At 61.2% G+C, this 12817-nt stretch carries 10 protein-coding genes; 6 read left to right on the forward strand and 4 right to left on the reverse strand.

The window, feature by feature from the left end; genetic code table 11:
- Positions 1 to 107: 107 nt before the first annotated feature.
- Complete coding sequence (locus B7Y89_RS17255; protein ID WP_292940518.1) at positions 108 to 968, forward strand: hypothetical protein; 861 nt, start codon at positions 108 to 110, stop codon at positions 966 to 968.
- 604 nt (positions 969 to 1572) lie between these two features.
- On the opposite strand, the gene B7Y89_RS17260 is transcribed toward B7Y89_RS17255, so the two are convergent.
- The 3 genes from B7Y89_RS17260 to B7Y89_RS17270 all read right to left on the reverse strand — a co-directional run bounded on the left by B7Y89_RS17260 (position 1573) and on the right by B7Y89_RS17270 (position 5328).
- Positions 1573 to 2793, reverse strand: a complete 1221-nt coding sequence (locus B7Y89_RS17260; protein WP_292940521.1) for a replication initiator protein A — start codon at positions 2791 to 2793, stop codon at positions 1573 to 1575.
- Positions 2794 to 2950: 157 nt separating this feature from the next.
- Entirely contained in the window at positions 2951 to 4033 is a 1083-nt protein-coding gene (locus B7Y89_RS17265; RefSeq protein WP_292940524.1) for a ParB/RepB/Spo0J family partition protein, read from the reverse strand.
- Positions 4034 to 4125: 92 nt separating this feature from the next.
- Positions 4126 to 5328 carry an AAA family ATPase gene (locus tag B7Y89_RS17270; RefSeq protein WP_292940527.1) on the reverse strand — a complete coding sequence of 401 codons (1203 nt, stop codon included), beginning with the start codon at positions 5326 to 5328 and terminating at the stop codon, positions 4126 to 4128.
- 239 nt (positions 5329 to 5567) lie between these two features.
- On the opposite strand from B7Y89_RS17270, the gene B7Y89_RS17275 reads away from it, so the two are divergent.
- The 5 genes from B7Y89_RS17275 to B7Y89_RS17295 all read left to right on the forward strand — a co-directional run bounded on the left by B7Y89_RS17275 (position 5568) and on the right by B7Y89_RS17295 (position 11960).
- Entirely contained in the window at positions 5568 to 7619 is a 2052-nt protein-coding gene (locus B7Y89_RS17275) for a PAS domain-containing methyl-accepting chemotaxis protein (protein WP_292940530.1), read from the forward strand.
- Positions 7616 to 9160, forward strand: a complete 1545-nt coding sequence (locus B7Y89_RS17280; RefSeq protein WP_292940533.1) for a chemotaxis protein CheW — start codon at positions 7616 to 7618, stop codon at positions 9158 to 9160. Before B7Y89_RS17275 ends, B7Y89_RS17280 begins: the two co-directional genes overlap by 4 nt.
- Before the next feature lie 66 nt (positions 9161 to 9226).
- Positions 9227 to 9904 (forward strand): SDR family NAD(P)-dependent oxidoreductase, encoded by a 678-nt coding sequence (locus tag B7Y89_RS17285; RefSeq protein WP_292940536.1) that lies wholly within the window; start codon positions 9227 to 9229, stop codon positions 9902 to 9904.
- A 77-nt stretch (positions 9905 to 9981) separates the two neighbouring features.
- Positions 9982 to 10719, forward strand: coding sequence for a 3'(2'),5'-bisphosphate nucleotidase CysQ (locus tag B7Y89_RS17290; protein ID WP_292940539.1), 738 nt, complete (start codon positions 9982 to 9984; stop codon positions 10717 to 10719).
- A 128-nt stretch (positions 10720 to 10847) separates the two neighbouring features.
- The gene (locus B7Y89_RS17295) at positions 10848 to 11960 is read left to right on the forward strand and encodes a LuxR family transcriptional regulator (RefSeq protein ID WP_292940542.1); all 1113 of its coding nucleotides are present in this window, start codon (positions 10848 to 10850) and stop codon (positions 11958 to 11960) included.
- 181 nt (positions 11961 to 12141) lie between these two features.
- On the opposite strand, the gene B7Y89_RS17300 is transcribed toward B7Y89_RS17295, so the two are convergent.
- The coding region (locus B7Y89_RS17300) for a methyl-accepting chemotaxis protein (protein ID WP_292940545.1) at positions 12142 to 12817 on the reverse strand (676 nt) is incomplete at its 5' end.

A 12817-nucleotide genomic window follows, 5' to 3' on the forward strand; every position in this document is an offset into this window, starting at 1 on the left:
CGAAAATTCCGAGCGCCAAGATATGATGCACTGATTTCACCAGTCTATGACTTTATATCAATAGGTTATGTTGACTGACTGCTTCTTTGTCCCGTGACAGTTATGCGGTGGCGTTACAACTCCAGCAATCGCCGCTTGAGGAAATTGACATTATTGCAGAGCGCTGCGGCTTGCGGCTGCCCGCCCGGCCCCTTCCCCGCACAGAGGACGAGCCTTTCGCAGCCTACACCCCTTGGCTCGCCCGCCTCCATCAACCCGAAGGCCGCCATTGGGCCGAGGACTTGCCGTTTACCTTCGATGCACCGGCAGGCTGGCGCGAGGCCCCTGCCCTGATCCAGGCCTTGACCCTGCTTGACCAGTCGGCCCGCGCAGACCGCACCAGCGCGCCGTGGCTGGCTTTTCCGTTGCTGCTGCGCCGTGTGGGCCTGACCCGTACCGCCCTGCCCTGTATGGTCGCCGGAGACGCTGCCCAGCGCACGCTGCGCGATGCCCGCCCTGCCCTGCTCAAACGCTTGCTCAAACAGCTGACCCGCGCGGCTGAGGCCGGTTTGGAGCGGCTTGACCGGCTTGAAGCCTATATGCGCCGCGCCGCCAGTATTGTGGCTGGCGAACACCGCGCAGGCAAGCTTGCCGACATTGCGCGGATTGCGCTCACCCGGCCATGCCTCGCGGCCCGCTCTGCCGCACCGCTGCTCGGCATTACCATATCGGGCGCGGGGAAATTGTTGGAGCGGGCGACTGCCTTGGAATTGATGACCGAGATATCCGGGCGGGGATCGTGGCGCACGTATGTAACGCCGGACATTGCAATCGCCATGGGTGAACGTGCCGCCGAGCGGGGCCGTCCGCCCAGAACGCCGATAGCAGTAGCCGCAGTCGCGGATATCTTGCACAGCTTCGAACTTGAGATGGCAGAGATTGACGCGCGGCTTGAACGCCTCGGTATCGGGCATAGCGATGACGCTTGATTGTTTGCGCACCTCTCTTCTTCCCCAAAGCCTAAAAGGCTTCGGTAGGAGTTAGAGGGCTTTAATTAGAGTTAGACAAGTTAAGCAGATCCCGACCGCTCCCGACTCGGCATGTTTTCGGGGATTTGAGCGACCATCGTGTTCCGAATGTGTCGTTGCGGTGTTCCCGATAGTTCGGTTGTGCGTTCCTGATAGGTCGGTGATGTGTTCCTGAAAGGTCGAAGAAGCCGTTCTGCTTGTTCCTGATGTATCGACGGGCCGGAATCGCGTTGTGTTGGGGACGTCCAATTGAATCACTTTCCTGCACATCTCCAACAGAGACGTTCAATTTTGGTGGATAAGCGCTAACGGTAGCCGTGGGGCCGATGTGTTTGGCCGAGCGCCCGACACATCGGGAACGGGCTCGTCAAATTCGCTGGTGCCGCGCTTCGTTTGGGTGGGTGATTGGTGCCATATAGGCAATGCCCACCCTTCCCCATGCCAACCAATCCGCGACGCGATGTGGCCTGCGCCGTAGTGGTTGACTGCCAAGCGCATGGTGCGGATGATTTCAGGACCGGTGATCTTGCGCGATGTTTCCCCGGGGAAACATTCGGCCTGCGCATCAGCGGCGCAGGGTGTGGCCGTGCTTTTCGTGGTGGCGGCGGACCCAACCGACGAAGGCTTTTTGCCAGTTGGCGGGCAAGCGCGCGCTGTCGGCATTCACCCATGTTTCAAATTCGGCATGAAGCGCGTGGAGGTCCCAGCCAGGACAGGTCTCACGCAAATGCGCGATGGTCTCATCGGTCAGAAAGCCGCGCGTGGCAGCGTCGCTCATCCCTGCAATTGATTTGCGGATAAGCGCGCTTGCATCAACTGTTTCAGCCAGAAGTTTCCCCGGGGAAACTTTCTCCGGCACAGGCTTGGCTTGTGGAACATCGCGCTGAAACAGGTCTTGCGAGGTTTGCCGGGCAGGCACGTCGTGCACTTCGCGTGGCATATTGTCCACACGGCGCATCCGTAACAGCGGCTCTGCACCCTTCCCCGCCTCGATCGACAAGGCGTAGCCAGGTAGTGCGTTTTTGTCGGCAAGCTTGAGGATCTCGAACTTGAACCGGCGATATTCACCTTCTGCGCCCGATTTTTCGAACAGGACCGGCATGGATATGGCAAAGCCATCTTCGCCAGCGCCGCCGGCATGTTTGCGCGCGACTTTATACAGCCAGCGTTCGCGTCCGCCGGTAATGTCAAAATAGGCGCGGTCGATGGACAGCACGCCGCCCTTCATCATCACGCCTTCCCAGAACCAGTTGGACAATTCGATGGTCATTCCGCGCGAACGCTCGGTCTTTTCATCGACCAGTTGTGTCCATCCATCGAGCCATGAGAAGGTGGCTTCGCGTCTGTTTTCGGCGCGGATGTTGGTCTTGATCGTGGTGGCGACCAACCGGTCAAGCGATTGGCCAAGCAGTTCATAAGCGCGCCCGGTGGTGGGGCGGCCAATGGCGCGCAGCAAATCGTAAGGCATCAAGTGCAACTTGCGCGGCACATCGTTGACCCCGCGCCGCGCCATATCGGCAAGGACGCTGGCGCAATAGATCAAGATGTCGGCGTCCCAAATCGTTGCCATGCCATAGTCCGGGCTGGCCGAGACGTGGACCCACAGCTTGCCATCGGGGCTGGTGTAATCAATCGGTTTTATGCGCTTAGATTTGGCAAGGCTAAAGAACGGGCGCTCCATCATCTCGCGCTGATCGCGCAAGGGCATGTCTGCCACATAGGGCAGGAAAAGATCGAACTGATCGTTGCCGGTGTGTTTGCCGGTTGGCTTCTTGACCGGTTTCATGCGGGGCAGGGGAGGGGGGCGCCAATGTTTCCCCGGGGAAACACTTGTGGACCAGGCGCCTGGTTGATGGAGATATTGCCGCCCAATTCCAAGCGCAAAAAGGTTTCCCCGGGGAAACGTTTTGCACTAACACCATGAAATTGAACGGTAATTTCCATTATCGCTGCAAGCCCCGGCCAACTTCTTCCAGATCAACCAATGCATCGAGAACAATTTCGAGCAGGCGTTTGTTGTCAACGCCCGATCCGGCGTGAAGGCGCAAGGTGACGCCTTGGCGGTTGGCCGATTGCACCGTCACCGCAGGCCGCCCGAACGCGCCCTGATATGTGCGCGCAGTGTTGACAGGATCTTTTACCTGCTTTGGCGCGGCGAGCAGGCGGGCGATCACTTCAGACGCGCCGAGGGCCGCAGAGTTATTCGCGCGACGCTCTTCCTGTTCGCGCGCAATCGAGCGCGCTTCACCCAAGATCGCGGGCGCGGCAACGCGGTCATCCAGCGCTTGGGCGAGCGGGTAGGCGGGCTTGAGCTGCACGTCGGCAGGGCTGGCAAAAGCCGACAGCACCACATCGGGGATGCTGGCAACTTTGAGCATTTTGGAAAGCCAGCCCTTGGACAGCTTCAACCGGTCGGCCATGCGGGTCATATGGCTGCCGTAATGATCGTGCAGGGCCTGCGCATAATTGCGCGCGCGTTCAAGATCGGACACGTCCTTGCGCGCGCGGTTTTCCAGATCGGCAAGGCGGAATGCGGCCTCGTCATCCAGCACCACGACTTGCGCGACAAAGTGCATGTCGGGGTAGGAATTGGCGCGCAGCCATGAAATGGACCAGTGCCGCCGCGTTCCCGCAATCACTTCAAATTCGTGATCTGGATCACCTTCGACGCGGCGGACCACGGCGGGAACCTTTTGCCCGCCTTCGGCAATGATCGAATCGATCAGTTCCGCGCAGGATTCCTCGGACAAGTGCTGGTAAGACCGGGCATTGCCCTTCCACACGCGGACGCGGGCAGGATCGAGCAGCAATTGCGTGACTTGGCGCACTTCGCCGCTGGCCACACGGGCAAGCGCGGATTCACGGCCGAGCAGGGTTGTGCCGCGCATCCGGTCTGGCCGGGGCGGCGGGGGAGGGGCCTCTTGCGCCACAGTGCCGGGATGCGCGGACGCTTCGGGTTCGGATTTGGTTTCAATCACTTCGTCCGCCAACAGGGCGGCGAGATAGTCGGACTGCTTACGCGCCATGGCTCACCTCGAATCGGGAAGAGCGGAACATATGATGAACATAGCCGTGTAGGAAAGTGCTTCGCACCAAGGCTGTGACAATGCAGCGAAAATCACGCATGGATCACGTCCTCTTCCCGCGCAGGGGCAACGCGGCCCCAACCGGCGCGGACAAGCTGTTCGATCTGGCCAAGCGCTTCATCCAGATTGGCCTTGCAGCGTTTGTGCGTACGCGGGGTGCCGATGGGCTTTTCCAGTTCGTAAATCGTCATCATGCGCAGCGCGGCATGGCTGATTTCCGCGCTTTCAAGGATCGGGACGGGCAGCAGCGCAGGGCCGAAGGTCTGCTCCATGATCGTGCGCACCATTTCGTGGCTGGGATCGCCGCCATCGAATTTGGAGCAGATCAACCGGACGAAAGTGTAATCGACCGCAATGCCCGCCTCGATCAATTGCGCGATGACCTGATCCATCATCGACAGGAACTGGACCGTGGAACAGAAATCGGGCGTGGTCGCCGCCAGCGGCACCAGCAGCGCATTGGCCGCCTGCATCACGGCCAGCGAAATCGTGCCCAGTGCTGGCGGCGGATCAAGGATCACCACGTCATAATCGCGCGCCATATCAAGCAGGCCCGCTTTCAATTTGCGGAACCGCGCGGCCAGCACCGATTGTCCGTCAGCGCCCGATGCTGCCAATTCATATTCCACATCAAACAGTTCAAGGTTTGACGGGATCAGATCGACATTGGGCCACGGCGTGCGCTTCACTGCATAGAGCAGATCGGTCTGCGTCGGGTCGATCGACAGATAAGGATAGAGCGTTTCATCACGCGTGATGTTGAAATGCGGGTTGAATCCGAACAGCGTGGTGGTTGTGGCCTGACTATCGCAATCAACCACCAGCACGCGGTAACCCTGCACCCCGAAATAGTGTGCCAAATGCGTGGTGACGGTGGATTTGCCGACGCCGCCCTTGAAATTTTGCACAGCGATAATGGCAGGCACGTCACCGGGCGCACGGGCAGGGGATGCGCCCAGCACTTCGCGCATGCGCAACATGTCGCTCATCGAATAGCCAAGGCGGCGGCCATTGTCCCCGGCAGGGGGCGGGGGCAGGCGGCCATCGTCTTCGGCCATGCGGATGCGATTCGTCGAACAGCCCAGCAATTGCGCGGCTTCCGCAATGCCATAGCGCACGCTAAGCTCTTTGCGGCTTTCGGGCAGGAAGGCCTTGCGGCGCAGGCGTTCAATCATGCGTTCACCTGCCGAAGCAAGATCGCCGATCTGGCTGACTATTGAATTGGATTCGGCCATGACGCGCCTTTTTGAAGGTATATAGGTCATTCTTTACCCATTTTCCTTCAGTCATGCAATCACCGCTGCAATTTCATCCCACTGTAATATGCTCAACGGTTCCGCCTGAACAAGTGGTGCAAACCATATCAAAAGTTATACGCAATAGAACGGAGCCGTCCCGATACGGGGATTGAACAAGCAGGTCTTTATGTAACCGATTGTTGTTGGCACGTTGCCAGACCAACGGAGACTGCTGCATGACCGTACACGCGCCCCTTTCCGACGTTGCAGGACAGGCCGCAACCTTGCTGGCAGAATCCGCAATCATCCTGTCGTTTGATGCCAAAACCGGCAAAGCCCTGGCCGCCAGCGAAGAGGCCGCCAAAGTGCTGGGCGACGGCGGTCTGGAACGGTGCAGTTTTGAAACGGTGTTTCTGGGCGCAAATGCCGCTTGGCAGCGCGCGTTGGATGGCGATGCCGTAACCGTCAGTGGCGCTTTGCCACAAGGCGCCGGCGCGTTTCAGGCTTGCGCCGGTATTGTGCGCATGGGCGAGGGCCGCAATCCGGCCATCATTTTTGTGGGTGTGCCGGTTTGTGCGCAAAGCGGCGAAGACAGCATCGGCTTGTTGATCCACCGGTTTGAGGCGCTGGGCAAGGCCTTGGCGATTTGCCAGTACGAACCCGATGGCACGGTGGCCGCCGCCAACGATGCCTATCTGGCGCTGACCGGGCGGCAACGTGAAGCGCTTGTGAAATCGCCGTTCACGTCACTGTTTGCGCCCGGTTCCATGCCCGAAGATCCTTTGCGGTGGTGGAGCAGTTTTTCACGCGGGCAAAGCGAAACGCTGCTGCGCCGCCACGTTGACAGCGATGGAATGGCGCACTGGCTGCGCGAAGTGTTTGTGCCCACCATGGAAGACAAGCGTCTGGTTTCGGTGCTGTGCTATGCCATTGATGTGACAGCGACGCATGAACACGCCGCCGAACAGGCCGGGCAAATTACCGCGATCAACCGCAGCCACGCCATGATCGAATTTGATCTGCAGGGCAACGTGCTGACGGCAAATGACAATTTCCTGAAAGCCATTGGTTGGACATTGGCTGAAATCAAGGGCCGCCATCACCGCATGTTCTGCGATCCCGATATGGTGGCCGCGGCAGACTATGCCATGTTCTGGGAACGGTTGGCGCTGGGCGAATATGTGAGCGGCGAGTTCAAGCGCGTGCGCAAGGACGGTGAAGCCTTGTGGATTCAGGCCAGCTACAACCCTATTTTCGATGCTGACGGCAAACCGGTGAAAGTGTGCAAGATTGCCGCAGACATTACCGCCGAAAAGCTCAAGTCCAATGAATACGAGGCAAAAGTGGCCGCGATGGGCCGCGCGCTGGCAGTGGTCGAATTTGACCTGAACGGCAATGTCCTGACTGCAAATCACAATTTCCTGAGCACGATGGGCTATTCGCTGCGCGAAATCATGAGCCAGCACCACGCGATGTTCTGTTCGCCCGATTTTGTGCGGACGCGCGATTACGCCGAATTCTGGCTTAAGCTGAACCGGGGGGAGTTTCATTCGGGCAGGTTCCACCGCGTCGGCAAATATGACCGCGATGTGTGGATTCAGGCGACGTACAATCCGATCCTTGATTTGCGCGGCAATCCGGTGCGCATCGTCAAGTTTGCGTTCGACATCACCGATCAGGTGAAGATGGAGCGCGAGATCGAAGCACGGGCAAGCGATTTGAGCAGTCTGGTCGAAAGGCTTTCCAGCTCTATCGCATCAATCGGCGATGCCACTTTGACAGCGGGCAGCCTGGCAGATCAGACGCGCGAAAATGCGCAGGCTGGCATGGGCGCCTTGGCCAAAGCGATCGAGGCCATCGAATTGATCCAGACATCGGCATCGGGCATTGCTGAAACAGTTGGCATTATTGGTGAAATTGCCGGGCAAACCAATCTGCTGGCATTCAACGCCGAAATCGAGGCGGCGCGCGCGGGCGAACATGGCGTGGGCTTTAGCGTGGTGGCAGGCGAAGTTCGGCGTCTGGCTGAACGGTCATCCACCGCAGCGCGCGATATCAGCCGCCTGATCCACGAATCGCTCAGCCGCATCGGCATGGGCACGGCCCGTTCGCATGAAGCATCAAGCGCGTTTGATGGCATTGTGGATTCTGTACACAGCACCGGCACGGCGATTGAGGCGATCAGCGCTTCGGCAACAAGCCAGGAATTGGTTTCTGCCGAAGTGGTTACCCTGATTACGCGTCTGGCAAGTGTGGCAGGCGATGCCAGAAAGCAAGAAATGGCATGACCGCAGCCGGTCTGCCTGAAGCCTTGGACATTGATGTGACTGCCGCCGATGGGCCAAGGCTGCATGGCGTGGCGCGCGTGGGCGCGCATCTTGTGGCGGTGCCGATTGCGGGCATTCGCGAAGTGGTGCCCCATCCGCCGCGCCTGGCCGCGCTGCCTGCCACATTGCCCGAAATGCGCGGTGGGTTGGACCTGCGCGGTGCCTTGGTGCCGGTGATTGATCTGGCCCTTTTGCTGGGCACGGCCGATGCGCGAATGGCTGGCGCTAGCGAGCCGGGCGACGAAAATCATGGCGTCATCATGGTCCTGCGCACTGCCAAAGGCGTGTTCGGGGTGTGTGTTGATGAAATCTGCGGGGTGATGGATCTGGCCCGTCAACGCCAGACCGCACTGGATCTGGTGCCGGGCCAGCGCAGCGGATTAAGCAATATCGTCGCATCGGGATTTTCGGTTTCGGGGCAAACCGGGGTCGTGTTGAACGTCGATGGCATGACCGCGCTGCCGGGGCTGATGGTGGCCGAAGACCGGCTGGTTGCCGATGCCGCACGATTAACCGCCGGCCCTCCGGTGCTGACATTTGCGGTGGGCAACTATCGCTTCGGGCTGTGTGCAGATACGATCGAGGCGACTTTGCCGCGCGGGCCGGTGCTGCCCAGTCCGGTTGACGATCCGGTATGGATCGGGCGGATTGCCACCAATGGCAGCCACTTGCCGCTGGTTGATACGCTGGCGCTGCTGGGTTTGGGCACATGCCCGCAGCGGCGCGAAAGTGCCAGCGTGGTGGTGCGGCTTGACGGTGGCGGACGCGTTGCCCTGTGCATCGATAGCGTGATTGACATGGTGCGCACGGCACCGGATGAAACCTTTGGATTGCAGGGCTTTACGCTGGGCGAGGGCGGTATCATCGCGGGCCTGCAAGGTTCGGGTCCGCCAATCCTGATGCTGGATGGCGCGGTGCTGGCCGCGCATCAACAGTTGATCAGTCTGGCAGGGCTTGTCGAACGCGATGAAACAGCCGGTCCGGGCGGTGCCAAGACCAAGGGCGAACAGCAAAACGGCACTGTTGCAGCCGGAGAACGTGCCGCGCGGCAGCCCTTCCTGATTTTCATGATGGGCGATGAACACCACGCCGCGCCACTGGATCAGGTGACCGAGATATTGCCCTTTGATGCGGGCCGGATGATTGATCTTGGCCACGTGCCGGGGCCGTTTTGCGCGATGATCGCGCATCGCGGGGCCTCGGTGCCGGTGATTGATCTGGCGCGGGCCGGCGCTGATAGGTCCCATGACGCGCAAGAATCAAAACCCCGCTATATCCTGATTGCCGCCAGCGCGCAGCGCAGCGTCGGGTTTCTGCTTGACGGGTTGTGCGCGGTGGAACGCCATGTGATGCGTCCGGTTGCACACAATGGCGATATTGCTCAGGTTCGGGGCTTGCCCGGCCCCGTAATTCGCACGCGCGATGGCCGCACGTGCAGTGTGCACGACCTTTCGGCGCTGATCGAACGTGTCCATGGCCAGTCTTGCGTGGTAGCGGCATGAGTTGACGGCGTTTTTGCCATCACGCATGGATAAGCTTCAGCTTGTCGCATTATGTAGGAGAGTGGCATGCGTTCGATCATCGTGACCGGGGGATTTGGCGTATTGGGCCGCGCCGTGGCGCAGGCTTTCCGCGATGGCGGTGACCGCGTGGCACGTGTGGATTTCGCCGCCAGCGCCGCAGATGAGAATCCCGGCGGACTGGACATTGGCGGGGTTGATCTGACCGATGCGGATGCCGCGGCCAAGGTTGTGGCCCAGGTGCGCGCGGCCCATGGCGGTATTGACGTGCTGGTGAATGTTGCAGGCGGTTTCGTGTGGGAACCGCTGGCCGATGGCGGACCGGCAACCTGGAGCCGCATGTTCGCCATGAATGCGGTCACTTGCGCCAACATGACGCGCGCGGCGCTGCCGGTGTTAAGCAGCACGGCGGGCGCGGCAATCGTGAACATTGGCGCAGGATCGGCGCTGGTGGCAGGCGCGGGGATGGGCGCATATGCAGCATCAAAAGCGGCGGTCCACAAACTGACCGAAAGCCTTGCTGCCGAATTGGCGGGCACCGATTGCACCGTCAATGCCGTGCTGCCCAGCATCATCGATACGCCCACCAACCGCGCTGATATGCCCGACGCCGATGTCTCGGCATGGGTGCAGCCAGCGTCTTTGGCCAAAGTCATCGTGTTTCTGGCAAGCGGAGCGGCGCGCAACATTTCGGGCGCGCTGATCCCGGTTTCGCGCGGCGGGTGATGCTTGCTCCTGTATGGGAGCTTTGCGGGCGGGGACGCTTGGGCAAGGGTTGGGCAACCTAAAGTAAGGATGCCTTGATGACTGACGCAGAACTCGCCGCCCATCTTGCCGATTATGCCGGACGCCTTCTGATAATCGTGCGCGAAAGTGGCGTGTTCAGCCCCAAGGCGCTGGGCAAGGCGGGCGATGCTGCGGCCAACGAGTTTCTGGTCCATGCCCTGCGTGAAGCGCGGCCTGATGATGGCCTGCTGTCCGAAGAGGAAAAGGACAACTTTGACCGGTTGGCCTTTTCCCGCACGTGGATTGTCGATCCGGTCGATGGCACACGCGAATATGGCGAGGCGCGCGCCGATTGGGCGGTCCATATCGGGCTGGCGATTGATGGCGTGGCCAGCATCGGCGCGGTGGCGCTGCCGGGCGCGGGGCTTGTCTTGCGCACCGATCAACCGCGCGAAGTGCCCCCGGCGCCCGAAAAGCTGCGCATGGTCGTCAGCCGCACCCGCCCTGCGCGCGAAGCGGTGGCCGTGGCCGACAAACTGGGCGCGGAACTGGTGCCCATGGGCAGCGCTGGCGCAAAGGCTATGGCCGTCATTCTGGGCGATGCCGACATTTACCTGCATTCGGGCGGGCAATTCGAATGGGATTCCTGCGCGCCGGTGGCTGTGGCGCTGGCGCACGGGTTGCACTGTTCACGCATCGATGGATCGCCGCTGGTCTACAATCAGGCTGAAACGTACATGCCCGACCTGCTGATTTGCCGGACCGAACATGCCGCGATGGTGCTGGCTGAAATTGCGGCGCTGGGTGAGGGCTGATTGCCCACCCTGCTGTAACGAATTCCCCTTCGGCAGCGCAGCCTGCTAAACCCCGTCATGCTGAACTTGTTTCAGCATGACGTAGCCCAGACGCTTGACGCGCGCGCTCCCACATGGGAGCGTGGGGCATGGCTTCACCCTCTGCTGACCAGCGCGAGCTTTACCTGCCCCTGATCGAGGGGATTCAGGAGGAGCCGCCGTTCGGGGCGTTTATGCGCAATCTGGTGGCGCGGGCGGGCGCGCGGCGGGCGTTTATGGTCGTCGAACTGGCCAATGCCGCACCCGATCAGGAATCGGCGGTGATTCACGTGATGTCGCCACGCGCGGCGCACGAACCGCGTCTGGATTTCCAGCGTCTCCATGCCCTGCGGCTGCACCCTTTCGGGCGGTTGCGCCCAGAGCGGGTCTATTCGCTCGATGAAATGCTGGATTACGATGATCCGGCGCAATTGGCGCTCCAGCGGGAAGCGCTGGAGGAGATGGGCATCCGCTATGCCCGCTGGTTGCGGGTCAGCGCGGGCGGGGCAGCCGATGCGTGGCTGGTGCTGGTGCGCCTGCGTGAGGATTTTTCGGCGGCAGCCGTGGCGACGCTATCGGCCATTGCCCCGCATCTGGCATCGGCGCTGCGCATGCTGGTGGCGCTTAATGCGCAGCGGTTGCAGGCGGCCATGGCGCAATCGGCATTGGCGCGATTGGGCGTGGGGCAGATTGCGCTGGATGCCGGCGGGCGCGTGATGGCTGCCGATACCCGCGCCGAAGCGCTTTTGTCTTTCACGCCGGAGACAGCGCAGGGGGCAGGGCGCAGGCTGGCGCTGTTGCCCGAAGCGGCGCGCGCGCTGGAACAGGCCTGTGCGGCCTTGATGAACGACAGCGCCGTGGCCGTGCGCGTGGTGCGGATCGATGCGCGGCGCGGGATTGATCTGCTGTTGCGGCGCGCGGATCTCGCCTTGTCGGAAACGGCAGCGCGGCCCCGCATTATCGGCGTATTGCGCACCGGCATGCGCGAAGATGCGGCAGCCGGAGCGCAAGTGTTGCAAGCCGTGCACGGCCTTTCATCGCGTGAGGCGGCGCTGGCGCAAGCCCTGTCTTGCGGGGAACCGCTGGTTGAAGCAGGGCTGGACCTTGGCCTGACGGTGGAGACGACGCGCAACTATTCCAAACGGATTTACGGCAAAACCGGCGCGGTGGGACAAGCCGATCTGGTGCGGATGGTCCTGACCGGTCTAACCCCGCTGGCCTGATCCCTTTGGCCTGATCCCTTTGGCCTGATTTTGGCGCCATGGAACTGAAGTTCGCCACATTATTCCGTCACCCCGGGCTTGACCCGGGGGCCCGCTTCTTTTGCGACCTGGCAGAAGAAACAGCGGGATCCCGGGTCAAGCCCGGGATGACGACAAAGAAATCAGCTTCAGTTCTGTGCTATTAAAACTCGTCCCAATCTTCGCTTTGCACGGCCAGATTGCCTTGCACCCTGGCGGCGCGGGCGGGCATTGGGGCGGCGCGGGGGGCGGGCGCATAGGCTGGGGGCGTGGCGTGTTGTGTGATGTGGCGCACATTATCGCCGATGCGGAACGCGCCCACGCTGGCTGACAGGGTGTTGGCCTGTTGCGCAAGGCTGCGCGCGGCGGCGGCGGATTCTTCCACCATCGCGGCGTTCTGCTGGGTCATCTGGTCCATTTCCGTGACCGTGGCGGTCACATCGCGTAACTGTGCCACTTGTTCGCCGGTCTTGTTGGCAACATCGCTGATGAAGGTGTTGATTTCCGAAATGCGCGTGGACAATTCGACCAGCACCTCGCGCGTGCGCTCCACCGTGTTGACGCCTTGCGAAACCGTGGCGGACGATGCGGTGACCAGCACTTTGATATCGCGCGCCGCATCGGTGCAGCGCTGGGCCAGCGCGCGCACTTCGGTGGCAACAACCGCAAAGCCCTTGCCCGCTTCACCAGCGCGCGCGGCTTCCACCCCGGCGTTCAGCGCCAGCAGGTTGGTCTGGAAGGCGATGCCATCAATCAGGCTGACAATGCGCGAGATTTCTTCGGACGAGCGTTCGATTTCCTGCATCGATGTGGTGGCCGATGCTGCAATATCCTGCCCT

This window comes from Novosphingobium sp. 32-60-15 (assembly GCF_002280675.1).
In the GTDB taxonomy this organism is placed as follows: domain Bacteria; phylum Pseudomonadota; class Alphaproteobacteria; order Sphingomonadales; family Sphingomonadaceae; genus Novosphingobium.

Excerpts from the sequence above, each read along its gene's own strand:
- B7Y89_RS17285 (WP_292940536.1), top strand. The coding sequence starts at position 9,227 with ATGCGTTCGATCATCGTGACCGGGGGATTTGGCGTATTGGGCCGCGCC.
- B7Y89_RS17280 (WP_292940533.1), top strand. The coding sequence starts at position 7,616 with ATGACCGCAGCCGGTCTGCCTGAAGCCTTGGACATTGATGTGACTGCC.
- B7Y89_RS17275 (WP_292940530.1), top strand. The coding sequence starts at position 5,568 with ATGACCGTACACGCGCCCCTTTCCGACGTTGCAGGACAGGCCGCAACC.
- B7Y89_RS17270 (WP_292940527.1), bottom strand. The coding sequence starts at position 5,328 with ATGGCCGAATCCAATTCAATAGTCAGCCAGATCGGCGATCTTGCTTCG.
- B7Y89_RS17260 (WP_292940521.1), bottom strand. The coding sequence starts at position 2,793 with ATGAAACCGGTCAAGAAGCCAACCGGCAAACACACCGGCAACGATCAG.
- B7Y89_RS17295 (WP_292940542.1), top strand. The coding sequence starts at position 10,848 with ATGGCTTCACCCTCTGCTGACCAGCGCGAGCTTTACCTGCCCCTGATC.
- B7Y89_RS17290 (WP_292940539.1), top strand. The coding sequence starts at position 9,982 with ATGACTGACGCAGAACTCGCCGCCCATCTTGCCGATTATGCCGGACGC.
- B7Y89_RS17265 (WP_292940524.1), bottom strand. The coding sequence starts at position 4,033 with ATGGCGCGTAAGCAGTCCGACTATCTCGCCGCCCTGTTGGCGGACGAA.